This is a genomic window from Xenorhabdus sp. KJ12.1 (assembly GCF_963876495.1).
GTDB lineage: Bacteria > Pseudomonadota > Gammaproteobacteria > Enterobacterales > Enterobacteriaceae > Xenorhabdus > Xenorhabdus stockiae.
Map to the genome: position 1 here is coordinate 280339 of NZ_CAWNQH010000001.1, position 21531 is coordinate 301869.

Annotated in this window: 34 protein-coding genes; 4 read left to right on the forward strand and 30 right to left on the reverse strand. The window is 48.1% G+C overall.

What is annotated here, in order from left to right; genetic code table 11:
* Nucleotides 1–3 precede the first annotated feature (3 nt).
* The 14 genes from AACS92_RS01105 to AACS92_RS01170 form a co-directional block, all read right to left on the reverse strand.
* Nucleotides 4–270: a phage tail assembly protein T gene (locus AACS92_RS01105; protein WP_099108274.1), complete on the reverse strand. Its 267-nt coding sequence runs from the start codon at nt 268–270 to the stop codon at nt 4–6.
* Nucleotides 271–278: 8 nt separating this feature from the next.
* Nucleotides 279–662: a phage tail assembly chaperone gene (locus tag AACS92_RS01110; RefSeq protein ID WP_099108275.1), complete on the reverse strand. Its 384-nt coding sequence runs from the start codon at nt 660–662 to the stop codon at nt 279–281.
* The gene (locus tag AACS92_RS01115) at nt 662–1129 is read right to left on the reverse strand and encodes a phage tail tube protein (protein ID WP_099108276.1); all 468 of its coding nucleotides are present in this window, start codon (nt 1127–1129) and stop codon (nt 662–664) included. The genes AACS92_RS01110 and AACS92_RS01115 overlap by 1 nt, the downstream gene beginning before the upstream one ends.
* Nucleotides 1130–1161: 32 nt before the next feature.
* Nucleotides 1162–1497, reverse strand: a complete 336-nt coding sequence (locus tag AACS92_RS01120; protein ID WP_099108277.1) for a DUF3168 domain-containing protein — start codon at nt 1495–1497, stop codon at nt 1162–1164.
* On the reverse strand, nt 1494–1937 hold the full coding sequence (locus tag AACS92_RS01125) for an HK97-gp10 family putative phage morphogenesis protein (RefSeq protein ID WP_099108278.1): 444 nt from the start codon (nt 1935–1937) through the stop codon (nt 1494–1496). The genes AACS92_RS01120 and AACS92_RS01125 overlap by 4 nt, the downstream gene beginning before the upstream one ends.
* Nucleotides 1934–2254 carry a phage head closure protein gene (locus AACS92_RS01130; protein ID WP_099108279.1) on the reverse strand — a complete coding sequence of 107 codons (321 nt, stop codon included), beginning with the start codon at nt 2252–2254 and terminating at the stop codon, nt 1934–1936. Before AACS92_RS01130 ends, AACS92_RS01125 begins: the two co-directional genes overlap by 4 nt.
* A gap of 7 nt (nt 2255–2261) precedes the next feature.
* On the reverse strand, nt 2262–2615 hold the full coding sequence (locus tag AACS92_RS01135; RefSeq protein WP_099108280.1) for a head-tail connector protein: 354 nt from the start codon (nt 2613–2615) through the stop codon (nt 2262–2264).
* Nucleotides 2616–2665: 50 nt separating this feature from the next.
* Entirely contained in the window at nt 2666–3883 is a 1218-nt protein-coding gene (locus AACS92_RS01140) for a phage major capsid protein (protein ID WP_099108281.1), read from the reverse strand.
* A gap of 14 nt (nt 3884–3897) precedes the next feature.
* On the reverse strand, nt 3898–4752 hold the full coding sequence (locus tag AACS92_RS01145) for a head maturation protease, ClpP-related (protein WP_099108315.1): 855 nt from the start codon (nt 4750–4752) through the stop codon (nt 3898–3900).
* A complete protein-coding gene (locus tag AACS92_RS01150; RefSeq protein ID WP_369800365.1) occupies nt 4745–6007 on the reverse strand; it encodes a phage portal protein in 1263 nt (420 codons plus the stop codon). The genes AACS92_RS01145 and AACS92_RS01150 overlap by 8 nt, the downstream gene beginning before the upstream one ends.
* Entirely contained in the window at nt 6008–7534 is a 1527-nt protein-coding gene (locus AACS92_RS01155; protein WP_099108282.1) for a terminase large subunit, read from the reverse strand.
* Between the two features lie 9 nt (nt 7535–7543).
* Nucleotides 7544–8017 (reverse strand): terminase, encoded by a 474-nt coding sequence (locus AACS92_RS01160; protein ID WP_099108283.1) that lies wholly within the window; start codon nt 8015–8017, stop codon nt 7544–7546.
* Nucleotides 8018–8206: 189 nt separating this feature from the next.
* Complete coding sequence (locus AACS92_RS01165) at nt 8207–8542, reverse strand: HNH endonuclease (RefSeq protein WP_099108284.1); 336 nt, start codon at nt 8540–8542, stop codon at nt 8207–8209.
* Between the two features lie 53 nt (nt 8543–8595).
* Nucleotides 8596–8832, reverse strand: coding sequence for a hypothetical protein (locus AACS92_RS01170; protein WP_099108285.1), 237 nt, complete (start codon nt 8830–8832; stop codon nt 8596–8598).
* Nucleotides 8833–8976: 144 nt separating this feature from the next.
* Here AACS92_RS01170 and AACS92_RS01175 point away from each other — a divergent pair, with 144 nt between their 5' ends.
* On the forward strand, nt 8977–9123 hold the full coding sequence (locus AACS92_RS01175) for a hypothetical protein (protein ID WP_193756831.1): 147 nt from the start codon (nt 8977–8979) through the stop codon (nt 9121–9123).
* Between the two features lie 184 nt (nt 9124–9307).
* Here the strand turns inward: AACS92_RS01175 and AACS92_RS01180 are convergent, their stop codons facing one another.
* From AACS92_RS01180 to AACS92_RS01205, 6 genes are all read right to left on the reverse strand, one after another.
* The gene (locus AACS92_RS01180) at nt 9308–9874 is read right to left on the reverse strand and encodes a BRO family protein (protein WP_206602231.1); all 567 of its coding nucleotides are present in this window, start codon (nt 9872–9874) and stop codon (nt 9308–9310) included.
* 368 nt (nt 9875–10242) lie between these two features.
* On the reverse strand, nt 10243–10485 hold the full coding sequence (locus AACS92_RS01185; RefSeq protein ID WP_193756832.1) for a hypothetical protein: 243 nt from the start codon (nt 10483–10485) through the stop codon (nt 10243–10245).
* A gap of 44 nt (nt 10486–10529) precedes the next feature.
* Nucleotides 10530–10919: a hypothetical protein gene (locus AACS92_RS01190; RefSeq protein WP_099108287.1), complete on the reverse strand. Its 390-nt coding sequence runs from the start codon at nt 10917–10919 to the stop codon at nt 10530–10532.
* 38 nt (nt 10920–10957) lie between these two features.
* Entirely contained in the window at nt 10958–11419 is a 462-nt protein-coding gene (locus AACS92_RS01195) for a lysis protein (RefSeq protein WP_099108288.1), read from the reverse strand.
* Complete coding sequence (locus tag AACS92_RS01200) at nt 11416–11850, reverse strand: lysozyme (RefSeq protein ID WP_099108289.1); 435 nt, start codon at nt 11848–11850, stop codon at nt 11416–11418. The genes AACS92_RS01195 and AACS92_RS01200 overlap by 4 nt, the downstream gene beginning before the upstream one ends.
* On the reverse strand, nt 11834–12166 hold the full coding sequence (locus AACS92_RS01205) for a phage holin, lambda family (protein WP_193756835.1): 333 nt from the start codon (nt 12164–12166) through the stop codon (nt 11834–11836). The genes AACS92_RS01200 and AACS92_RS01205 overlap by 17 nt, the downstream gene beginning before the upstream one ends.
* Before the next feature lie 253 nt (nt 12167–12419).
* Between AACS92_RS01205 and AACS92_RS01210 the strand changes: the two genes are divergently transcribed.
* Nucleotides 12420–12575, forward strand: coding sequence for a hypothetical protein (locus AACS92_RS01210; RefSeq protein WP_169926704.1), 156 nt, complete (start codon nt 12420–12422; stop codon nt 12573–12575).
* A 275-nt stretch (nt 12576–12850) separates the two neighbouring features.
* Here the strand turns inward: AACS92_RS01210 and AACS92_RS01215 are convergent, their stop codons facing one another.
* The 9 genes from AACS92_RS01215 to AACS92_RS01255 all read right to left on the reverse strand — a co-directional run bounded on the left by AACS92_RS01215 (nt 12851) and on the right by AACS92_RS01255 (nt 19717).
* Complete coding sequence (locus AACS92_RS01215; protein ID WP_099108291.1) at nt 12851–13615, reverse strand: DUF2829 domain-containing protein; 765 nt, start codon at nt 13613–13615, stop codon at nt 12851–12853.
* Nucleotides 13616–13822: 207 nt separating this feature from the next.
* Complete coding sequence (locus AACS92_RS01220; protein ID WP_099108292.1) at nt 13823–14140, reverse strand: hypothetical protein; 318 nt, start codon at nt 14138–14140, stop codon at nt 13823–13825.
* A 120-nt stretch (nt 14141–14260) separates the two neighbouring features.
* Nucleotides 14261–15040, reverse strand: a complete 780-nt coding sequence (locus AACS92_RS01225; protein WP_099108293.1) for an antitermination protein Q — start codon at nt 15038–15040, stop codon at nt 14261–14263.
* Between the two features lie 2 nt (nt 15041–15042).
* Nucleotides 15043–16020 (reverse strand): DUF7146 domain-containing protein, encoded by a 978-nt coding sequence (locus AACS92_RS01230; RefSeq protein WP_099108294.1) that lies wholly within the window; start codon nt 16018–16020, stop codon nt 15043–15045.
* Entirely contained in the window at nt 16017–17633 is a 1617-nt protein-coding gene (locus AACS92_RS01235) for a DEAD/DEAH box helicase (protein ID WP_099108295.1), read from the reverse strand. The genes AACS92_RS01230 and AACS92_RS01235 overlap by 4 nt, the downstream gene beginning before the upstream one ends.
* On the reverse strand, nt 17627–18154 hold the full coding sequence (locus AACS92_RS01240) for an NUMOD4 domain-containing protein (protein ID WP_099108296.1): 528 nt from the start codon (nt 18152–18154) through the stop codon (nt 17627–17629). The genes AACS92_RS01235 and AACS92_RS01240 overlap by 7 nt, the downstream gene beginning before the upstream one ends.
* The gene (locus tag AACS92_RS01245; protein ID WP_099108297.1) at nt 18147–18980 is read right to left on the reverse strand and encodes a hypothetical protein; all 834 of its coding nucleotides are present in this window, start codon (nt 18978–18980) and stop codon (nt 18147–18149) included. The genes AACS92_RS01240 and AACS92_RS01245 overlap by 8 nt, the downstream gene beginning before the upstream one ends.
* 145 nt (nt 18981–19125) lie before the next feature.
* Nucleotides 19126–19464 carry a hypothetical protein gene (locus AACS92_RS01250; RefSeq protein ID WP_153044721.1) on the reverse strand — a complete coding sequence of 113 codons (339 nt, stop codon included), beginning with the start codon at nt 19462–19464 and terminating at the stop codon, nt 19126–19128.
* A gap of 16 nt (nt 19465–19480) precedes the next feature.
* Nucleotides 19481–19717 (reverse strand): transcriptional regulator, encoded by a 237-nt coding sequence (locus AACS92_RS01255; RefSeq protein WP_099108299.1) that lies wholly within the window; start codon nt 19715–19717, stop codon nt 19481–19483.
* 116 nt (nt 19718–19833) lie between these two features.
* Between AACS92_RS01255 and AACS92_RS01260 the strand changes: the two genes are divergently transcribed.
* Nucleotides 19834–20577, forward strand: coding sequence for a S24 family peptidase (locus tag AACS92_RS01260; protein ID WP_099108300.1), 744 nt, complete (start codon nt 19834–19836; stop codon nt 20575–20577).
* 329 nt (nt 20578–20906) lie between these two features.
* Here AACS92_RS01260 and AACS92_RS01265 read toward each other — a convergent pair whose 3' ends face one another.
* Nucleotides 20907–21050 carry a hypothetical protein gene (locus tag AACS92_RS01265; protein WP_193756833.1) on the reverse strand — a complete coding sequence of 48 codons (144 nt, stop codon included), beginning with the start codon at nt 21048–21050 and terminating at the stop codon, nt 20907–20909.
* A 122-nt stretch (nt 21051–21172) separates the two neighbouring features.
* Between AACS92_RS01265 and AACS92_RS01270 the strand changes: the two genes are divergently transcribed.
* A complete protein-coding gene (locus tag AACS92_RS01270) occupies nt 21173–21382 on the forward strand; it encodes a hypothetical protein (RefSeq protein WP_099108301.1) in 210 nt (69 codons plus the stop codon).
* The last annotated feature ends 149 nt before the right edge of the window (nt 21383–21531 follow it).

Here is a 21531-nt window from a genome sequence, read left to right on the forward strand (position 1 = left end):
TTCCTATGCGAGATGAGCAAAGAAGTGTTCGAGGTCATCCTGCTGCGCGTCGTCTTGATTTCCCCATTGCAGCAACGCCTCATCCAGACTGACTTTGACGCCCTGCGACTGATACACAGCGGCCGCAATCTGGGCGGCCTGAATATCCCCGCGCTGGTCACTGAGGGGGCTGAGACGATCATACGCCAGCCACAGCATCAGCTCGCTGGCACTCAGCTCACGCTGCAACGCAGACAGGGTTTTGCCCAGTCGCAGGGCGAGCGTCAGCATAAAGCAGGTTAACGGGGATCGGACTTTTTTTCCGCATCATCAGTGTCCGTCACCAGACTGAGTGCCTGATGCAACAAACGGGCATGCGCCGGGGCATAGATTTTCATCACCGCCTCGGTATCGTCCGGGGTGAAAACCGGTACACCCTGTTCATCACACAACACATCAATAAAGAGCGCGACATCAGCACGGGTATTACGCAATACCTTCTCTGCGACCGACAGGGGCACCTCCTCCTCGTCGGTTTCCGGCTGCATGATTTCATTCCATGCGACCCATGCGGCGGCAGAGGGTTCACGCAGGATAACCGTGGCGTGATGCCACTCCTGCACGGTCACGGTTTTGGTGCGAAAGCCCAGACGGGGGGTTAACGCAAGCTGGCGAAGATCCATTATGTTTTATCCTTCTGAAGTGAGCGGGTTTTCTTGACTAAGGGAGTGGGGCGACCTTGCATACGTAGCGTGAATGAGGCACTGACAATGCCGTTGGCCGCCGCACTCCATGATTCCTGACGCACTTCTGCCAGAAACGTATAACCATTGCCGCTGGGGAATTTAACCCGGAAGGCATAAGCCTGATCGGTATCATAGGCCAGTCGCAGAATATCCTGTCCTTCCTCGTCGGCGGTCCAGTGCCCGGCAATCGTAATTTCAGCCGGGGCAGCCAGCCCGTTAATCATTTCCTGCTCACGGGAGCCGAGGGTGGTGACTTCGATATCGGATTTCTGACCGCCGGTGTAGCTGATTTCTTTTACCGAGGTGTCAATAGCGATCCACTTAATCGCGGGATTGCTGTCATCGTTCGCGGCCTCTGCCGAGACAGACAGCGAGGTGCCTAACGTTTTTTCGTATTTTGCCATGGGTGATCTCCGGCAGGATTGAGGAATAAAAGTTATGTGTAGATTTTGCAGGTCAGGGTGGCGCGATAGAGTTCAGTGTCTTCTTCAAAGCCGTTCTCACGCTCCACGTCAACCGGTTGCCGGTGTTTCACGGCGTTGAGTGCGCCCTGACAAATCTGGTCGGCCTGCTCAAACGTGGTGGCGTAAGCATCCACCTGAAGGCGCGTTATTTTCAGGGCTGGGCCACTCAGGACATCGGTATAGATATGGTAAGTAGAAAATACGCACCACGGGGAACCAGTTTCTCTTTGCGTTGAAGGGATCAAGTAAGGAAAGACCCGCCCGGGCAAAACCGGAGACAATAATTTAAACAGGTCACCGTCGTTCATTTCATTAACACCTCGTCAATGGCTTTCAGGGCAACCGCGAAGGCCGCATCAGCCGCTTCCTCCGCTTTAGCCTCAAACGCCGGGTCAATAAACGGTCTGGGGGCCATTTTAGAGGTGCCTTTTTCCAGAAATCGCCAGTAATAGGCATTCCGTGAGTCATTCTTTTTCATACGGGTATCGCTGTTAGTACCGGACTGATTCGAACCCTGCACATAGACCCCGGCTGAAATCGTGCCGTCCCGCCCCTTTCTCCGGTTCGCGGTTCGGATATTCCGTCTGAGTTTACCGGTTCTGACCGGGGCGCGTCGGCGGGTTTCATCGCGCAGGACTTTCGCGCTCGCCTGTGTGCTCCGACGCAGTACGGTGTCACTTTCGGCCTTGCTGAGCAGCGCTAAATCCCGTGAAAGGTCGTTGAGCGCAGAAAAATCAAGGGTGGTCACTGTTTCACGCCCTCCTGACAGAGCAACTCAAGCAGGGTCAACCGGTTATCCGGCATCACGGCCTGAATGGTGTACGTTTTTTGCCTGAAGACAATTTCCATCGCGGGCTGGATGTCCGCCCGATAACGTATCCAGAACCGGACAAGGCTTTCAGACAGGACCGCTTTAGAAGCCACCAGTTCACGCCCGCTGATAAACTTGGCCTCTGCCCAGACGGTCGCCACGGTATAGCGCTCTTTGATGACGCTACCGGCGGGGGTCTGGTTAGCCCGGATAGCCTGAATCTCGATCCGGTGGCGAAGCCGGCCAATATCCATAGTCACCTCACAGGCGGTAGCGTTTATAGGGTTGCAGCAGTGCCTTAACGGCAAACGGGAGGGTTGCCGCCGACTGTCCCACCACCACGGCAGTCCGGTTCTCATACCAATGCCCGATCAGCAGCAACAGGGCCTGAATCACCGCTTCGTTTAAGACCAGCGCATTATCATCAATGGCCTCCGGCGGTGCGGTCTTTTCTGTTGCGGGTTCCGGGGATACCCCCTGCGGAATATGCAGCGTTTTTCTGTCGGTATAGTTCAGGGCATAGTGAATGGCGGCGTTTTCGTATTGCTCGAGCAAGGCATCATCCTGTGATGAATCCAGCCGGCAATGATCTTTAATCATGGAAAGGGGTATCATCCGTCACCTGTCATCAAAAAGGCGGCCAGTGACCGCCGTGAGTAATGTGATTAACCTTTGGGGGCTACCGAAGCGGTAAAATCACCGTAAATAAAGGCTTCCGGGCGTTTGACGGCGAGTGCCAGACGCTCTTCACAACGAATGGAGATCATGTTCTTGCCGAAGTCGTCTTCGTTCTCACTGGAGATAACGACGTTCATTTGTTCCCGGTCAAAAATCTGAGCGGCAGAATCAAACGCACCGACCAGAAATTTACCCCGGAAGGCCGCGACATCGGTCGCAATCACCGGCAGACCCCATAACGTCGGCGTGGTATAGCCTTGCGGATTGGACAACAAATAACGCCCGAGACTGTCCTTAATCAGCTCCACCGTCGCCCAGTCAACAAAGTGGGTCACAATCGCCGACGGAGGCAGCAACGCTAATTGCGCCTGCAACATCGCCAGCCGGATATCATCAATGGCGGTCGCTTTCTCCACCTTGATTTCCGCCTTGTACTGACTGGCCTGCGGCACAATCCCTTTGATATTGCCGTTCGCCCCGTCACCGAACAGGATCTGCTGCTCTTCCACAAATTTCAGGCCGTAGCGCATTTCGCTGTCAATCAGCGACTTTAACTGGCCGAAATCGTCCAGTACCTGCTTGGACGCCTTGAACATGTGCGCCAGTGTTGCCACCGGGGTAATTTGCGTGGCGAAGGTGATATCACTGTAAGGCTTTGCCGTGCCTTCCGGGACCGCCGCCGCTTTATTAGTAAATCCGGTTTGTTGTACCCAGAAAATGGCGTTCGACGTGGTGGTTCCGCCGGCAATCAAATCGCGAATAAACAGACGGTGCTTGGGTTTGACGTCAATGTCAGGCAACCGGTGCGGCTCGATAACGCGATCCGGCAGTTGCGGGGTCGTCAGGGCGGCCTGCACCGGCACGCTAAGACGGCGGTTGGCAGAGATATTGCCGTTAACTTCCTTCATCAGCTCCGCAGAAATCACTTGCTGGCCTAATGTCTGTGCAACGTGTACCGCATTTTGCAGGGGCATTTGCGCCACATGCTGTTGCAGTTCACCCAGCTCAGCTTTGAGGGATTTTTCCGCTTCCCGCAGGGTATTCAGTTCCGCTGCCATCTTGTCAACGGACGCTTTGGTTTCCGTGGACAGACCACCGACTTTCTTCGCTTCGTTCAGGGCTTCTTCGGCTTTCGCATTGAACTGACTGTTGGCCGCTTCAATTTTGGCGGACAGGTTTTGTAACATTTCAATCGTATTAGACATGGTGAGATCCCGCATTATCGTGAGTTGGGAGTAAAGTTGTTAACAGCAGTTGCCAGTTTGGCTAAAGCTGCGTCGTTGAGGTCATCGGCAGCGCCCGGCGTACCGTTATTGTGGGGCGTCGCGCCCGGCATACGCCCATTTAACGCATTGAACAGTTTTCTGCGTTCCGCGCGCGGGACATGGGATTTTGCCAGTAACGCATCCAGTTTTCGCATAGCGGCCTGCGGACTGTCGTTGCCGTCATCAACCACATCCGCAGTTAACATCCCATCCGCAAACCCTTGTGCGAGTGCGTCGGTATGGTTGATAAACGTTTCATCGTCCATCATGCGGGCAAGGGTGTCTTTGTCGATACCGGTCCGGGTGGCATAGATATCGACCAGTGCGTCATCAAACGGTTTCAGTGCGGCCGCTACCGCGAGCAGGTCATTTTTATTGCCACAACAACACGTCCATGCGTTATGGATCATGAGAAATGCGCCGTGCCCCATCTTGATTTCATCGCCCGCCATCGCAATAATGGAGGCGGCGGAGGCCGCGAGTCCCAGCACATTCACCGTGACTTTCCCACCATGGTTGCGCAGCAGGTTATAAATGGCGATCCCCTCAAACACATCCCCGCCCGGACTGTTGATATTGACGATGACGTCTTGGTTACCTATCGCCCGCAGCGCCCCGGCGACCTGTTTCGCGGTGATCCCTTCATCCCAGAAACTCTCGCCAATCACGTCAAGCATAGACAGGGTGTTATCCGTGTTCGCAGCCTTAATGCCGCTGTTCCATTTGTCGAGGGCTAAAGGTCTCACCTCGTGGGAAGCCGCCTTCAACGGCCTGCCCTCGGGGGCAGCGGGCATTTTGTGTTTAATCATCATGATGGTTGTCCTCCGGTCGCGGTTTTGGTTCGGGGTCTTCCCCGAGCAGATCTATCGGGGTCAGGTTCAGTTGCACGGTGAAAACGTCACCGCCTTCAATCGGGGGTAAATTCTCTTTACGCCTGACCTCATTGCGGCTCATCCAGGCGTTTTGTAATGCGGTGGCATAATAAGAGGCCCGGCCCCGGCTATCGGCCCGCAGCAGTCCTTCCACATTGAATTCCGCGTAATAATCACTGTCGGAATCCAGCAGACAACGCGAGATTTCCTGTTCAATATTGACCAGTAATGGCCTGAGGGTGTGCGTCAGGAACTGCATATTCATGCCCTCCAGTGAGGAGGCCCAGCTGGATTGCTTTGTGGCGTGACCGACCATCACGGGCGGCACCCGGAACCAGCGGCAAATTTCTTCCACGCTGTAGGCACGGCTCTGTAACAGCTGGGCCGCTTCCGGGTTCATGGTGATGTTCTGATAGGTCAGATCCGCCGGCAGCACCATCATTTTTCCGGCGTTTTTTGACCCGGTGAAAGTGGTGATATGTTTTTGAATAAGCTGAGTTTGTTCTTCGGTAAGATCCGTTCTCGCCGAGATGAAGCCCGAGCTTTGCAGCCCATGCTCAAAGACTTTGGCCGCCGCCTCATCCGTGGACAGCGCCGCCCCAATCACATCCCGCCCGGTTTTAACCGGGATAAGCCCGCTCAGCCCGTCGACTCCGAATCCCCGGATGTGCATCATGTGCTTGGCCGGAATAACCCGGCGCTCCCCCGGATTTTTGCCGGTGGTATCGGCGTAGGTGTATTCAATCTCCCCGTTCGGCAGTCTCTTGACCGTCATGTTTTGCGGGAGCAACGGGAGCAGGGCCACCAGTTTGTGACCAATGAACTTCTTTTCAATGAACGCATTGCCGCGCAGGCAGAGACTGGCGACCACGGTTAACATAAACCGGGATTGTGTCATCTCCAGATTCGGCCGGTGACACAGCACCGGATAAACGGGGTGGTTTTTCGCCAGTTCGCGCGAACCATCATCCTTTGAGTGGTATATCTTGAGCGGGAGGGTTGACACCGTTTCACTCAGTAACCGGACACACGCCCAGACCGTGGACAATTGCAGGGCATTATCCGCGCTGACGGTTTTGCCGCTGCTGCTGGTCCCGATCCATTCCTGCCAGAACGTACCGTCCAACAGCCCTATCGGCACCCCCATCCAGTTCAGGAGGGCACTTTTGATTTTTCCTATTTTTTTCGTCATTTATACCCCTGCCATGATTGGGTTTCTGAGGAAGGCATCGAGACCGGCGGTGCTTTTCGCGTGATTCAGTGCCCCGGCGGCCATCACTAAAGCGATCATGCCATCCATGCGACCGGTGGATTTGTCTTTTGCCAGCTTCCGGTTACCGGCGGCGTCCTGCTCAACCACCGCGTTTGCGGCACACATGGTCAGAACAGGGTGGTTGGCGTGATTTATCTGGCCTTCCAGTAATAACTGCTCCGTTTTATCCATGGCCGGCGACATGTCCTTATAGCCCTGCCCGAACTGTGCCATTTTCAGGGACAGCCCAACCCGCCTGGCTTCTTTCTTAAAAATATCAATGCGCCATCGGTCAAAATTAAGCACCTCGATATCGTATTTATCGGTAATTTCAACCAGTTCTTTCACGATGTACTCATAATCCACCGTAGCACCCGGGGTGGTACGCAGAAAACCCTGCTTCTTCCACACGTCGTAAGGCACGCGATCCGTTTTCGCCCTGTCGAGCAGGGTCTTATCCGGTGTCCAGAAAAACGGGTGAACATTCCATTTGCCCGACGCGGACTGACCGATAATCACCAGCGCTGTCAGGTCTTTTGCTGCCGATAAGTCCAGCCCGGCGTAACATTTGCCCACGATGGGTTCCAGTTCGCCGGCACACTCCATCCATGCATTGCGTGAAATGAACGGTGACACCAGTGATACCCGTTGATTTAACACCAGATTCCGGAACCGGTTCTCTTCCGAAGGCATTCGCGCCGCCCGCTTGGCCTGCCCCTCAACTTCTTCCAGTGACAGAAAGATACCCAACGCCGGGTTGGCCGCTTTCCATGCGTCAGGGTCGGTAATGGCCAAGTCCATGGGTGCAGAGTGGACATGTGACACGATTTTTGGATCGTTAGAATTCGCCGCGTCATCCAGCCAGAGACTGAGTAAATCCGCATCCGTAGGTGCTTGCGTACTAATCGCCACCAGTAACGGACGTTTATGCGCGCCCTGTGAGGTCGTAATAGCATCAATGAAATCGTTCTGCGGGCCTCTGACCTGCCCGACTTCATCGAGTATCGCCAGTACCGGAGAAAGCCCGTGTGTTGTTTTACCATCGGCAGACAGGGCTTTGTATTCAACATTACAGGGCTTGCCAATCAGCCGCTTGCCGCTGGGCACAATGTGGATCAGGGACTGTAACCGGGGGTTCAGGTTAATCATCTTGACCGCCAGATTGAACACAATCGCCGCCTGTTCACGGCTCATGGCCCCGCTGACGATTTGGGAGTTCTGCACCGCTTCCGGCCCCACCAGATGGGCCAGTAATATGCCGGCAATGAGACCGGTCTTGCCGTTCTTGCGGGCAATCGATAAATAGGCCGTGCGCGTCCCGCTGGGGTTATCGTAAATCTCCCGGATAAACTTTTGCTGAAACGCCTCCAGTCTGAGCGGTTTCCCGAACAGCGCGCCCTCGGGGACAAAGCAAAAGCGCTCAATAAACGCGATCACCTTTTCACCCCGTGATAACTGACTGACCATGCCCTCTCCTTAATGCCACGGTGAAGCCAGTAACTCATCACCTTCAACCTCCCCTAACAGGGCGCGCGCTTCGGCATCATTCTGATTCTTGTTGCGCTGATCACGGCTTTCACCGTTCGTGGCGCGTGAGTGGATTTGCAGACCGGAACGCTGGGCGATAATCACGCGGGTTAATTCCAGCTTATACTTGCGGTTTTCTTTGATGGCCTTCTCGTCGCGCCCGTCCGAATAATCCGATTCCAGCTGACGCAGGTAGTGACTGACAGCCATCAGGGCGTACTGGTTATTGGCCAGACTGACCGCCTCGATCAGATCGGACGGGGTCCATAAATGGAGAGCCTTGGTGCGGATATTGTCGTTATAGAAGTCGATAGCCTCCGGTATTAAACCGGCGTGTGCCGGGGGTTCAATGGTGTCCTGAAAGGCGTTGACAATCGCCTGCATTTTGCCTTTGAGGCTGTCAGAACGTGTACGCTTTGTCATTGTCAGCCTCCTTTCAATGTCAAGCGGTTGAGGATCTTTTTTTGTTAAAAAACTGCGTTAGCGTTATTTTTGCGGGACGGCGGCGGTCTTTACGTGTCTGCCCGGCACTTTTTACCCGCCCTCCCCATGATGATTTCACCCGTCATCATGCCTTTCATTTCACTTTCCTCTTGAATCAATTTCAGGCGGTTATTGGTGCCAGTGTGAGTGAGCATCCAGCGGATAACCCTGTGCATCACAGCCGATGTCCTGACCGCGCTTCTCGATACGCTGTTTGGTCGAGTTATGATGTGAGGCGCACAGTGACTGCCAGTTCTTTTTATCCCAGAATAAACGCTGTGCCGCTTTGATGGCCGCGCTGTGACGGGTGTTCATGGCATCTTTGAGTTTATGCGGGACAATGTGGTCTACGACGGTGGCGGCCGTGAATCTGCCCTGTTGCCGGCACATCACACACAGGGGGTGTTGTTGCAGGAAAGTCAGCCGGGCTTTATTCCATTTACTGCCATAGATGCGGGATGACATGCGCTGCCCTCCATAAAGCAAAAAACCACCCGAAGGTGGTTAGTTATCAGATGTTAAACATAGCCTCTTCTGTACATATCAAGAAAATCGGGTACTTGAGACCAAAGGATACAGAAGTAATAGGATGAGACAATAAATGCCCCTCCGAGCAAAATGACAATCAGCCAGTGAAGTGACGTGTCATTTTTCTTACCATCTCTGAATGTAGCTATTACTCCAATTAATGAGCCTATTACTGCAACCGTCGCTGTAATCGTCATAACAACATAAATAATCAGGGCCATTCCCATAACGACCAACTCCCTTTGTTTATTAATCTCATTGAAGTTTTAGTCTACTTAATACTTAGGTTGCTGTCAGTGTCCTAAAACACAGGTAACGCACGATAATCGGACTTTGCTTTTCTGTATGGCAATCGTGACTCGTGAATCAGGATGGCAATACAGGCCGTCTCTCCGGCTGTCACATCACTTGGCCTGCCTACAGCGGATGTTGCTGATAATGACCTGTTATTCTCAGGGGCATGGGTTATTTTTGATTCGGTCAGTACGCTCGATGAAAAGGAGACATGTCATAGCTAATACCGACAGACGGCGATAACCCGGCGCAAAGGGATATCAGTATCGATGCACCTGAAGAGGTGCGCACAAAACAGAAGAGTTAAAACAAGGGATTAAGTCGTTTTGCCCAGCCCCTTGCGCACAAGTAACACATTGAAAGGCAATGAGTTTATGACTTTTGTCCAGCGTGAAAGTGTGCTAACTATCACAACCTATGCTCGATTTCTTTTTTACCGCCGCCAACCAACCCGAGAGCCATTTGACCGAGGTCATCAATTAACTTTTCGGCTTTATCGAGAGTAACCAGATCATCTTGTCGTTTTCTTAATCTACGACCTGCATCAGAGGAGTCTTCATCGGATGCCTTTCTCGCTTTTGTGACAATGTCCTGCATCTGTTGAATTGTGTAGCAAATGGATGGGGTGTACGTATTACTTTCTTTATCAGCCAAATCTAGCAACCATTTCCGCAATTCCTTAGCGACTTTGGTTTTCGACAGCATCCCCACAAGGTGAGCACCGCGAAGAGAGAAAATGCGAGTTTCGGTCTCCCAGTTATCGTAACCCTTTGATTTTTCCGAGGGGGTCATTTTGACCACCCGAGACATCTCTTCTGTAAATTCGTCTTTATTTCGACTGTATATCTTGTTGACCGACTTATCATCCGCATATTCCAATAAAGATGCGAGCGATAAGGCAGTAAACCAAATCTTCCCGTCGCCATTATCAAAAGGGATGACTTCTTTTTCTTTAAAGACCAAGACATTCGACATCGCGTTCTACCTGCTCTATGAAATGAACCTTCGCCGAAATAGGAAACCAGCCCACCGAAGGCTCGCCAGCCATAACTGGTGACCTCGAAAGCTCATTTCGATAGGGTTAGGTTCGGTGCAATTGAGATGCGCTTTCGGTGCGCGGTGAAAATAAAAATGCCACCAGTCCGTATGCGTAGGGTACGCGGTGAGAACGAAGTGGCAGCATGAGTTATCTGTATTCCTTTAACCACTCAGGGAATGGGTAAAGAAATATTGGGTTGAGTTTCAAGTGTTAACTCATTGTTAAGAATTATTCGCTTGTTGTTACGGTGTAATGGGTTTATCAGGTTCCGTGATGATAACGTTGTAAACGATGCGGAGAATAACTATGAAAAAGTATCTTCTTCTTTGCCTAGTGGCTGGTACAACTCTTTTCGCTTCAATGCAGACTTATGCCATAGCGCCCCCTCCTCAGTGTCAAAAATACGACGCCAATAGTCCGGAATGGACAGAATGCATGATTGATGCGGGTCTGTGTTGGCGAGAACCTGACGGTACTGTAAATTGTGTGTTCTAATAAAATAGGACGGTACTCCTGCCGTCCTCTCACTCACACTGCGTCCTAACATACTCCAACACCCCAGAATTATTTGTTCTGGGGTGATAAATAGCCCTACTTAACCACTTCTACTGTAGACCCACTTTCATTGGTGACATAAAGCTGATCACCTTTGTAGAGGAACTGATACCCACCTCCGCCCAACTCTGGAATTTCCGGGAATGTGGGGCTGGGGATATTTGAGCAGACAATGGCGATACAATCATCAGCGTTTACCCCTTCACGGGTTACACTGAGTGAATGCTCTTCTTCCACAACTTGTGTCATTTCTTCATCTGAATAGGACGGCGGGATAAATTCAATAACATCGGGCGTTTCAATACCGAGTTCTTTTGTTAACTCAAACGCCTGCTTCCATTGAGGTGAACCAATACGAGCAATGGTAATCTCTTTGGTTTCATACAGTGATGTAGCGTTTTCTATAATCTGTTTAACGGTAAACATGATTTCTTCTCCTGTTTCTCATAATAAAAAACCCCTGATTACTCAGAGGTTCGTTGACATTCAGTCTTAATGTAATCCTGCAAATATCTCAGTTTTGCCCGGTCGTTGATGATGCCTTCTCGGATATCGAGAACAGCTTGTCCAGTTTCTCTAGGGAGTTCGACGGTGGTTGCATCGACCACGCTGCCGGAGGAAGAGGCTTCAGACATAGGACAGGTGGCCTTGATGCGCAGCTTGCGACGACCAGCGGCAACATCAGCCCGAAGAGTATCGATTTCAGTCTTGGCATTGGCGAGTTCCTGAGTGTGTTTGGTGTCTAACTCATGCAGCATGTCAATGTGCGTATTCTGGTAGTTGATTCGGTCGGTCAGTTGCTGGATTTCAGTGAGCTGGTCGTTATTGATACCGAGCTGTTTCTTATATCCAGAGCGATAGAGGTAAGCCGCACCCGAAGCAACAATCAGAGCAATAACCACACCGTAGGTAAAATTGAGCTTCATAACAAAAACATCTGGCGCTCAGATGCCCTACGCTTAGTCAGACCGTTCATCACTTTACCCGCTGCCTTATTCCATCTCTGGAATTCTTCGGCTGCACCTTGGTAATCACCCGCATTGAGTTTCTTCAGCAAAGTAGAACGAACAAAGTTACCCGCACCACAATTGAATATAAACGAACACAAAGCATCAAACTGACCTTGCTTCAGTGATACCTTAACGGCTGATTCAAGGGTGATGTAGATAGGCTGAAGGTCATCATGCAGGAATGCGTCGGCCTGCTGTTCGGTGATGATTTGCCCCGGCTTGACGTCTTTTGTGTGACCGTAGCCAATCGTCCACGGAATACCACCTGTTGCCGGATCGGGGTAGGCTTCCAGTTTCAGGCCTTCATATTGTTTAATGCACTCCAAACCTTTAGTGCTGATTTCCATCAGAAGTGCCTCCCGCTTTCTTCTCTGCCGCTTTACGCAGCAACTGACCAATGAAGTCTGTCCCCAGATAGCCAATCACCACACTACCGATGTAGGCCAAATCAGGATTCAGACCAAACAGATTTAATACGTCACGAATGAACCAAGCGAACATGGCACACATAAAGGCATCGATGGAGACCTTTAACCAACCGCCGCCGTGATAACGACCACGAAGAAAGGCCATGGTCCCCGCGAGGGTTGCCAAGATACCTTGCTCTCTGACCGACACGAGCCAGTCTCCGAGGTGTACCCAGATATTAGGATCTTCTTTCATCTTCATATTTCCACCCCATCAGAACAATGGGCGTCCGTGGGGTGAGTCTGTGGTCGCCCCTGTGAGTTGTAGTGAATAGGATGCCAGCCGCAATAGGAGATACTGAGGTTATGGGAGTGATTGCGGTGGCAAATTTGGGAAAAGTTAATTTTTCTTGTTTATTTTAACCAATAATAAAATAAGCTATTGGTTACATATTCAAATAGTTGATACTGTAGCAATCTCAATATATTAAAAATGACGGAGTTCTTTTATGGAAGAAATTATTTGCCCTGACTGCGGTAGTCCCAATGCATATCTATATGATGGCGAGACTGCTAAAAATACAGTGTGCTTAGATTGCAATAGAATTACTATTTCTAGGAATTCTGAACTTAAAAAAGAAAACTCCCCAGAAAAACAAGAGTAACTCTAAATTGACGACTGATTGTGGAGGTCGGCACTGATCTCCGACATGAGGCACCAAGTCATACCATCCCGCACACAATAAGTGAATATAGGTCAGTCTTTCAGGTAGCAGTTAAGCACACAGTATCTAAGCAGCCAGTCAGCCCTAGCATTCTCCACAAGGGTTAAGATGCCTTCTCCATGCTGAGCAAGGATAACAAGTGTTATCAAAAGACACCTTACCGTTGCAGAAAACAAAAAGGCCGCATTAAGCAGCCTTGAAATCAGTGTGTAGATTTATTTCCAGTTGAAGCAAAAAAACAGTGTTTTACCTACGTTTTGTTTTAGTAGATCGCCTAGTTGTTTTGCATCGTTGTTTTTATACTGCCCAACGAATTCGTAATCTTTTTCACCAATTTTACTTCCTTCTGTAGCTTGGCCAAGAGAATAAGATACTCCATTGGAAGTTACGGTGAGGTTTTTCCCGAATAATTCTTTCATCTTCTGATGACCATCTTGAGTCTTATCAGAGGAAACTCTTATGTCAAGCTCTGAGTCAGTATCCCACCATACGAATAATGAGAATGTCTTAATATCTGTTTTATTTTGGAAATTAGTTAAATCACCAAAAGGCTTCTCACCATCAGCTCCCCATTCCTCGTCAGCAAGGTATCCGTAGTTTTGCTCGCCACTATCAAACTGGCCAGTTTCTACTTCAAGATCAAAAGACAACATGCATTCAACTGGTTTTGGTTTTATCACCAGCAACACCCAGTCACAAGACATCATATCGTCTTGCGTAGGTTGCCAAGATGTTACTACTCCATGCTTATCACGTACCTTAACTTCGGGGGCTACGTCGCTACCATTACCCGGAACAAGGTATATATATTCATCAGGAGCAGACCAATCCTTACGATGCACTTGCTTCCCCGAATACACTTTTATCATCGCCCACGGGAAAGAACCTACTGGTGCTATATCATCAATTTCAATTTTTTTCTTATACTGCTCAGGATCAAACGGGCATTGTTTATTATCCAACTTATTAACATCAGACATAAACACCTCACTTTATTATTCGTTAAAGGTCATTTCATCCTACTGCTAACTAGCCAGATAATATTACTGAGGTCAGGTTGTTATCTCAATTGAATAGCCTGTAACAGAATCAATACGCCTTAAAATAGGGTGGAATATTATAAAGTTTATCTGTTAGTCGAGTGCGTGATTCAGTGAGGTGTATATTTGAAGTTTGGTGCTGATAACTTATTTCCCGCTTGGCTTTGCTCTTCCAGTCCAATAGCGATCATGCTCTTCTGGTGTAGCACCTTGACTCTCAAAAGCATTACTAACTTTCAGTCCATCGGGTAAAAGTGCCCAAGCAACGTAAAAATATCGGGGTTCAAACTCTTCGCCTATCCATCGATAGATGCCGTTATATTCTTTTTCATTCCAAAAACGAACATAACCGATATGCCAGCCATCGCAGGGATTTAAAACCAGTACCTCTTTGCCGTCCATATCAAATGTAGGCTGCTCAGAGGCAGGGCGAATAATTAAGGATTCTGTGACTAATGTAGACATTCGTTTCCCCAATAAACAAAAAACCCCGCACTGGGCGAGGTTTAAATATTCGTAGTGAGTATAGTTACAAGTTCCCACTATTTGAAGATGTTAGACCAAGGCCGGACAAAATGCAACTGTTTATTTCGTCACCTCATTAAATGCAACTTCGGCGCGCTGTTGTTCTGAGTAACACTTCTCCACCAACTTTTGGTAAAACGGTTTCCAGTTACGCCGCCATGTTCTTTCGTTCAGTTCCGGCAGGTAGACTTTGATTGCAGTATAAGCGACTGACGAAGGTACTCTGCTATAACCTCTCCCTGAGCAACGCGGGCAGATTTTATGCACTGGCGCGCCTTGCAATGCAGTTTGCTCCTCATCAAGCACCAAACCTCGCCCCTTGCAGCGACAGCGATTTGACAAAATGCCTTTACCGTCGCATTTCTGGCAGAGTTCACCAACTTGCTCTCTTTCAATCCACGGCTCAAGAACCATCACCCCATCTGCACGGATAATGCCAGAATGTTTCTCCACATCCTTCACGCTGTAAATTAGTCCTTTCCCTTTGCATTCCTGACATTGACAAGTAGACGCAGCTGACCGGGAATACTCTTCAAAGGCCATCTTCGATAAGATCACCATACATTGCCCCAGTTTATTTCCAGCCGCTTTCGCTATGAGCTTCGGTACTGTCTGTCTTGCGTATTGCGTTAATGATTCGACTGTGCTGAACCGACCTTCTTCACTGACGCCGTTCTTGGCGAAAAAAGCGGTTATGCCAAACTTAGCCCGTGATTCAGCCATCCCTAAAGCCGCAGCGGTGTCCATGCCTTTCATTCTGTCCGGGGCAGTACTGGATGACGAGTCACTAAACGCAGGTGACTTCGGGTGAAAGTGTTTCAGTGCTGATTCCAGTTTCATTGTTATGCTGTCTCCGCTGTCTTTCTTATAAACTCTAATCCTCTGGCCTGATCCCCGTTCTGGAGCAGGTCATTAAAATCACCGGCGTCTGGCCAACGAACGCTGACTTTTTCAACATCGTTATGAGCCTGTAAATTCTTACGGGCGCACTCCATCGCAGCCGCGTGACCCGTGGCGCTCCAGTCGTTATCTGCAAAAACAATGAGGTGTTTCACGCCTTGTGGGGCAATGAATTTCGCCATATACCCGGCATTCATAGTTGACCATGTGTTTACGCCGTAAATCTGCTTGCAGGAAAGCGCAGTCTCAATTCCTTCGGCAATCCCCAATGTCGAATCCACCGGAAACAGACGAATAGCCACTGATTGGGCATGTGCTAAATAGCTCTCGTCTTGCAGTGAGTTCATTTTTTTCGTCACCTCTAACGCGGCTTTCCGATCCCCGTCTAAATACGTCCGGTGCAGATAACACGCTAACCCTTTTGAATCGGTAGCCAGTGCCCATATCGCTTGCAGGGTGCCGTTGCGGACAGGCTGTTCGGCGCAATATTTCACGTTATCAGCAGGCAGAACATGAATGCCTCGATTACGCAGATAAGCCTCACCCTGTGTGCCTCTGAGATGGGATAAATTGGCATAACAGGCCGTCACTCTGTTTCTGAATCCGGTGATATTGGTCTCTTTTTTCACTGTGCTGCGTTTGTCGGACTGGATACCCAACAGCAGATCAATCTCGTCCGCTAACGTCTTGTACTCTTTCCCCTGCGTCAGGGTGAGTAGTTTCCAGCCATCCCCGGCGTTGCAGGTACAAATGAACGTGCCCCTGCCATCCCGGTCATCAATACGAAAGCTGCCTTTCCGCTCGCATATCGGGCATTTCCCTTTAAAGTGACGCTTGCCGGTTACGGGCGGTAATTTGTAGTAATTAAAAATCTCAGGCCAGCGACCGATGACGGCATCGGCGGTTTTGATTCTGTTCATCGTGTTTCTCCCTGTAGGCCAAAGCGTTCACGGATATCACTGAGACGGTGCTGAATGACATCAGGCTCCAGTGATAACTGCTCTTTAACCGGTGCTTGCTCGGCTTTCTTGCGGGACTTCGCCCACTGAATTTGCTTATGCTTGATAAAGTTGTTCACTTCAGGGGTCAGTTCCTGTGGGGTGTCATGAAAACCGCGAGGCCAGACACCGAACTTTTCCTTAAACGTATTAGCTACCCAGCCATCACTGAACGTCTTACCCTGTGAAGCCCGCTGGTTCTGGTAATACTTCAGTTGCGAGTAGAAACTCTGCTTTTCAGCCTGGGTGTAAACCCGCTCTTTTTTGCTGAGTTTTTGAATCGTACGACTGGTATCGACATCAATGTCCTCCCCGGTCAGGGGCTTAAAATCACACTTCGGGCAGACATAAACCCCGGCAGGCTTCATGTAGTGACAAGAGGGGCATTCTTTCGGCAACTTCTCCCGCTTTTCCTGCTCCCGGTGGCTGGAATGAGTCTTCATGCCATCGTTTTTGCTGGGCAGCTCGTCATATTCGATATCATCGGGATAGCCGAGACGGTGGACGGTACCGGAGTGATCAAGAATGATGCATCGCTCCTTACCTTTGGCTGTACGAAGACCCCTACCGATTGACTGGAGCCACCGTATTTCTGATTTAGTGGGTCTTGCGTAGATAATGCAACGGACATCGCTATCAAAACCTGCCACGAGTACGCTCACATTAACAATGACCTTGGTCGCACCCTGTTCAAAACGATGGATAATCAGATCTCTTTCTTCGGGCGGCGTATTGGCAGTCATGACCTCAGCATTGATCCCGGCACGACCGAACTCGATAGTGAGAAAATTAGCGTGACTGACATTCACACAAAAACAGACTGTCGGCTGATTTTCGCCTAATTTAAGCCAGCTACTGACCACATCCCCGACCAAATCAGCGCCACACATGATTTCAGCAATCTCAGCTTCTTTGTAATCACTGCCGTATTCCGGGTTGGTCGATGATTTCACACCTGACAGATCGGGCTTGGTAGGCGCGTAAAACTCGTAAGCACTCAAATCACCACGCTGGATTAACTCTTTTATCGTGGTTGGCTTAATCAGCTTCTGGTAGTAGTGACCGAGGAATGGGGAAAATGGCGTACCTGATAACCCGACAACCTTACAGCTTGTTTCGGTGGTCAGCCGGGTGATTTCTTCCAGTATCTTCTTGCGCTTCAGGTGGGCTTCATCAATCACCAGCAGATCAATATCACCGGGGAATTCACGGCGTATCAGGGTATCGGCTGAGGCAATCTGAATCAGCTTTGTCGGGTCTTGGTTAGGGTGATCCCGCCAGATATAAGCGATTTCATCTTCAGGCAAACCATACTCAATAAAGCGCTGTGCAGTCTGATTTATCAGGACGGTGAAAGGACAGATCATCATGACCTTTTTCCGCTTTGAGACAAAACCCTGTGTGATAAACGCGGCTAATCCGGTCTTGCCCGCACCTGTTGGAGCGTAGACCATGAAAGAATTAAAGCCCTTCCAATCCTGACGCAGCATGTTTAGGGCGCGCTCCTGAGCAAAGTTAGGGGTAATATTCAGCATGATTTACCCTCCAGCGCGATACGCTCAAAACGGTAACCTTTGTGAGTTTTAGCTCGCCCGTTCAAACAGGCGTAGACCGTTGAAGAATCAAAGCCAGCAGCAAGCAGATCGTTTTTACCAACAAAAACTAAATGACTGCCAGTTGCTGTGCTGATAGCTAATATCGCGCTATTAAGAATGCCATTTGATGCGGAAGACCAAGTTAAATTGGATGCTTGATTATTCAGGATATCTCCGTCTAAGTGTCTTACGCCCGGCAGATTCATGGGGTTAGGCACAAAAGCCATAGCAACCAAGCGATGAACGGAAAAATCAGTTATTACTCCATTCAGAGAAAGTTTCACTGAGTGATAACCGCTATAGTGGATCTTGCCTTTTAATACCCGATTACTGTGCAGACTATGGATGCGCCCAAGGTTACTTACCCGATAAAAATCGAAATAACCTGTAATTGGTACGGATTGCCATTCCTCTAATAAAAAATTAATGCCATAATGATTAACGGAAATTTGTTTATTCATGATTTCTCTCCGCAAGAACCGGATCAGCTGTGCTCGCCAAAGTTTCGCTGTTCGGTTTCTTGCTTCCTTTGATTCTCAATTCTCTTTTCCACTCATTGATAATCCGCTTACTGTCTTCAGCGTGAGCATCCACAGGCATTTCGTTGTACTGACGCTCATAATCGATTTCATGGAAATGCGGGTTTATTATTGCTGGGGCTACGATACCGACAGCGCGTTTAACATCCTCATCAGTCGGTACACGGTCGAGGTATTTCTGAAGATGTAGTGCACCGGACCCCATCAGGCTGTCAGTGATTTTTTTCAGTTGCTTAACCGCTCGAAAAATGTCTTTTACGCTCTCGTTATTCGCCGATGGCATTGCTTCCCCTTCAATCACTTCTCCATCAATAAACAACGGAATGCTGTCAATGAATGCGCCACGGTTGAGGTATTTGTTTACCTCAGCTGTTGTAATGATCGGGTAGGACTTGACTAACCCAAATAGAGTTACCGCCATCGACTCATCACGCCATGAGCTCTTACCTTTGCCATTTCGGATGGCGGCAATCAATACATCCTGATGTTTCAGACCCAGCAAATCGTAATCTCCGACAACGATGTAATGAGTGCTCAATGCCTCCAGATTTACCGGCTTTGCGTGGCTGTTGTGAGGTTTGTGAGGTTTATGTGGCTTCCTTTCCGGTGAGTTTTGTTTCACAAACTCCTTTGCATCACTCTCACTCATCCCGATCTTTACCAATGCAGCAACAGCTCTTGCTGGCTTCCATGCAATTAATTTCCTGTGTTTTGCGATAATTTCTTCTGCTTTTTTATTGAGAATCATTCTTATTTATCCAAAAAAAATAAGGGGGTACTTATTTAGTACTTTTCGTGACTACCAGTTTTTTTACTTTCCCCACCTTGATGATCATTCTCACTTGGCTGCTTTTTTCATACTCAGCCTCAGCGATCCCTTAACCATTGTTACCTCAGCCAGAAGACACAGCCTTTTCGGTGTTACTGTCTTGCTCCTGCCCTAAAGCAACCTCCGAATGAGGCTGTGTCCTTGGCTGTGCTTGCGGGGCTAACATTGGCGCTTCGGTATAACCTTGCATCGATCTGTAATTTTTCTTGAGAAACAACCTGAGCCATGTGTTGGCTGCTCTGGCTCCTGTGTTATCCCGTCGGAATGGCACAGGATCTTCATCCCGCCGAAGTTTGTAGACATATGCGTACTTATCCCTCGCATACTCCCTCATGGTTGATTTCATGGCGGAAAGCATTTTTTGAATCCATTCCGCATCACCCGGATGATAAATTTCGGGCATGGTCACTTTGGTGTAATCAGGAAACATGCTTCGTTTGTGAATTTATGAAAATTAAATTTTCTTTCTTTACTGGTGATAAGCGGCTGAATTTCCTAGTTCCATCTTCAATACGACTAGCCATATCTGGTGAAGCTCTACGAAATCCGCCCGCAATTAAATTTAAATATCCAATACTTGTCCCAACGATTTGAGCGAGACTGCTCCAGTCTTCTTTGCTGGCTTCTTTTTTCCAGCGATGCAAATCATTTCTCATATTTTTATCTCATAAGTTAATTTACAATCCATAATTTATCTTTTTGATAAAAATTTGCAAGTTTTTTTATCATGCTGCATATTTATCAAATTGCTAATTAATGTGATCATCGTGATATGGAAACTAAAGACATAAGACGCAATAATTTGCGCACCCTGATGACACAATACGTGCGTCAGGGAACATCAAAAGCAGCATTCGCAGAGTTGATAGGGATTCCGCCCAGCCAGCTCAGTCAGCTAACGAGTGATAATGCGGTAAGAAACGTAGGAGATATTATTGCTAGGCGCATAGAGGAAAATTTAACACTACCAATAGGTTGGTTAGATGTTCCCCAGCATCCTATTGATAACCGTGATAATAGTCACAAAGAAAGAAACAATGAAAACTATCACTTGCAAAACATTTCACATGAAGTTACTGATCTTTCATACAGGATTGAACAGCTCGATGTGGAATTTAGTTGCGGAGGTGGTAGATTGAATAGCGATTATCCCGATATAGTTCGCTCAATTGAGGTTGATCCTGAGTATGCAAAACGGATGTTTGGTAGTAGACCATCAACATCATTAAAGCTAACGACCGCACTAGGTGACAGCATGCTGGGAACGATTAATCCCGGTGAGTTAGTTGTCTTAGATATAACGGTCAGTCGCTTTGTGAGTGATGGTATTTATGCATTTACATACGGGGATGGGATGCACATTAAACGACTCCAACTTTTAAAAGATAGGATAGTTGTTATCAGTGATAATCAAATTTATGACAGATGGGAAATTGATTCTGAAAATGAGTCAAAATTTCATATACATGGGTTTGTTGTTGGTAAATGGAAGATGGATTACGCACGATTGGGATAATCACAAATAAAAAATAGATAACTAAAGCCAGCTTTCGAGCTGGTTTTTTACGTCTTAAAAAGCACAAAAGATAAATAAATTTATCAATCAATATCAATAATTTATCAAAAATCACAAATTAATTGATAAAAAATTTATCAATTTGCTATTTACAATAATTTATCTTTTAGATAAAGTCAGGGCCAGTGAAGTTACTCGAAAGAATCTCAATAAGTTTTACTTAGGATAGCTCCCGTATATGTAATCTATGGCTGGATAGGACAAATAGTTAATCGTAACTGAAATAAACAATATTAATTCTCTGGAAAATAAAATGACTAAATCTCAAGCTAAATTTGCAATGTTATGCGCTCAATCTGATAAAGAAGGATATGACCATTATCGTAGTAAGTTAATTGTTTATCGAGATAACCCTGTTTTACGTAGACTTCATATTGAAATTTGCTTGATGTATCGTAGGCATTATCGCTCATGGCTTAATGATATTCCTTTATATCTACGTAACAACTATGGCTGCATTTAACTAACTTCAGCTCATTTCCGAGTAGGCCGTGATGAGTTACTCAAGTTAATTAGTTTATTCAAGGAAATAATAATGACATCGACCCCTCCGCAGGCACAGGTGGTTTTAACAAACTCGAAAACCACTGGAATAAAAAGCCCGTTAGAACTCGCCGAACGATTGCAAACTTATCTATTCACTTGGTCATCTGCCGAGCAAGATAAAGAAAGAAGTCACTTAATAGAGATGGCTATAGATACCACAAATAAAATCATTGAGAGCTTAAATAAAGAACAACAATGATAAACAAGGCCAATCAACATGAAAACAAAATTATCAAGTGGCAATAAATCTTATTTACAAACCGCCGTCGAAATTGCAGAAGAAATTGAATCATCTATATTCCCTGTATTGACTGCAACTCAGAATGAAGCAGAACCGGATACTTATTT

Excerpts from the sequence above, each read along its gene's own strand:
- AACS92_RS01105 (WP_099108274.1), bottom strand. The coding sequence starts at position 270 with ATGCTGACGCTCGCCCTGCGACTGGGCAAAACCCTGTCTGCGTTGCAG.
- AACS92_RS01110 (WP_099108275.1), bottom strand. The coding sequence starts at position 662 with ATGGATCTTCGCCAGCTTGCGTTAACCCCCCGTCTGGGCTTTCGCACC.
- AACS92_RS01115 (WP_099108276.1), bottom strand. The coding sequence starts at position 1,129 with ATGGCAAAATACGAAAAAACGTTAGGCACCTCGCTGTCTGTCTCGGCA.
- AACS92_RS01120 (WP_099108277.1), bottom strand. The coding sequence starts at position 1,497 with ATGAACGACGGTGACCTGTTTAAATTATTGTCTCCGGTTTTGCCCGGG.
- AACS92_RS01130 (WP_099108279.1), bottom strand. The coding sequence starts at position 2,254 with ATGGATATTGGCCGGCTTCGCCACCGGATCGAGATTCAGGCTATCCGG.
- AACS92_RS01135 (WP_099108280.1), bottom strand. The coding sequence starts at position 2,615 with ATGATACCCCTTTCCATGATTAAAGATCATTGCCGGCTGGATTCATCA.
- AACS92_RS01140 (WP_099108281.1), bottom strand. The coding sequence starts at position 3,883 with ATGTCTAATACGATTGAAATGTTACAAAACCTGTCCGCCAAAATTGAA.
- AACS92_RS01145 (WP_099108315.1), bottom strand. The coding sequence starts at position 4,752 with ATGATTAAACACAAAATGCCCGCTGCCCCCGAGGGCAGGCCGTTGAAG.
- AACS92_RS01150 (WP_369800365.1), bottom strand. The coding sequence starts at position 6,007 with ATGACGAAAAAAATAGGAAAAATCAAAAGTGCCCTCCTGAACTGGATG.
- AACS92_RS01155 (WP_099108282.1), bottom strand. The coding sequence starts at position 7,534 with ATGGTCAGTCAGTTATCACGGGGTGAAAAGGTGATCGCGTTTATTGAG.
- AACS92_RS01160 (WP_099108283.1), bottom strand. The coding sequence starts at position 8,017 with ATGACAAAGCGTACACGTTCTGACAGCCTCAAAGGCAAAATGCAGGCG.
- AACS92_RS01165 (WP_099108284.1), bottom strand. The coding sequence starts at position 8,542 with ATGTCATCCCGCATCTATGGCAGTAAATGGAATAAAGCCCGGCTGACT.
- AACS92_RS01170 (WP_099108285.1), bottom strand. The coding sequence starts at position 8,832 with ATGGGAATGGCCCTGATTATTTATGTTGTTATGACGATTACAGCGACG.
- AACS92_RS01175 (WP_193756831.1), top strand. The coding sequence starts at position 8,977 with ATGGCAATACAGGCCGTCTCTCCGGCTGTCACATCACTTGGCCTGCCT.
- AACS92_RS01180 (WP_206602231.1), bottom strand. The coding sequence starts at position 9,874 with ATGTCGAATGTCTTGGTCTTTAAAGAAAAAGAAGTCATCCCTTTTGAT.
- AACS92_RS01185 (WP_193756832.1), bottom strand. The coding sequence starts at position 10,485 with ATGTTAGGACGCAGTGTGAGTGAGAGGACGGCAGGAGTACCGTCCTAT.
- AACS92_RS01190 (WP_099108287.1), bottom strand. The coding sequence starts at position 10,919 with ATGTTTACCGTTAAACAGATTATAGAAAACGCTACATCACTGTATGAA.
- AACS92_RS01195 (WP_099108288.1), bottom strand. The coding sequence starts at position 11,419 with ATGAAGCTCAATTTTACCTACGGTGTGGTTATTGCTCTGATTGTTGCT.
- AACS92_RS01200 (WP_099108289.1), bottom strand. The coding sequence starts at position 11,850 with ATGGAAATCAGCACTAAAGGTTTGGAGTGCATTAAACAATATGAAGGC.
- AACS92_RS01205 (WP_193756835.1), bottom strand. The coding sequence starts at position 12,166 with ATGAAAGAAGATCCTAATATCTGGGTACACCTCGGAGACTGGCTCGTG.
- AACS92_RS01210 (WP_169926704.1), top strand. The coding sequence starts at position 12,420 with ATGGAAGAAATTATTTGCCCTGACTGCGGTAGTCCCAATGCATATCTA.
- AACS92_RS01215 (WP_099108291.1), bottom strand. The coding sequence starts at position 13,615 with ATGTCTGATGTTAATAAGTTGGATAATAAACAATGCCCGTTTGATCCT.
- AACS92_RS01220 (WP_099108292.1), bottom strand. The coding sequence starts at position 14,140 with ATGTCTACATTAGTCACAGAATCCTTAATTATTCGCCCTGCCTCTGAG.
- AACS92_RS01225 (WP_099108293.1), bottom strand. The coding sequence starts at position 15,040 with ATGAAACTGGAATCAGCACTGAAACACTTTCACCCGAAGTCACCTGCG.
- AACS92_RS01230 (WP_099108294.1), bottom strand. The coding sequence starts at position 16,020 with ATGAACAGAATCAAAACCGCCGATGCCGTCATCGGTCGCTGGCCTGAG.
- AACS92_RS01235 (WP_099108295.1), bottom strand. The coding sequence starts at position 17,633 with ATGCTGAATATTACCCCTAACTTTGCTCAGGAGCGCGCCCTAAACATG.
- AACS92_RS01240 (WP_099108296.1), bottom strand. The coding sequence starts at position 18,154 with ATGAATAAACAAATTTCCGTTAATCATTATGGCATTAATTTTTTATTA.
- AACS92_RS01245 (WP_099108297.1), bottom strand. The coding sequence starts at position 18,980 with ATGATTCTCAATAAAAAAGCAGAAGAAATTATCGCAAAACACAGGAAA.
- AACS92_RS01250 (WP_153044721.1), bottom strand. The coding sequence starts at position 19,464 with ATGCCCGAAATTTATCATCCGGGTGATGCGGAATGGATTCAAAAAATG.
- AACS92_RS01255 (WP_099108299.1), bottom strand. The coding sequence starts at position 19,717 with ATGAGAAATGATTTGCATCGCTGGAAAAAAGAAGCCAGCAAAGAAGAC.
- AACS92_RS01260 (WP_099108300.1), top strand. The coding sequence starts at position 19,834 with ATGGAAACTAAAGACATAAGACGCAATAATTTGCGCACCCTGATGACA.
- AACS92_RS01265 (WP_193756833.1), bottom strand. The coding sequence starts at position 21,050 with ATGAGCGATAATGCCTACGATACATCAAGCAAATTTCAATATGAAGTC.
- AACS92_RS01270 (WP_099108301.1), top strand. The coding sequence starts at position 21,173 with ATGACATCGACCCCTCCGCAGGCACAGGTGGTTTTAACAAACTCGAAA.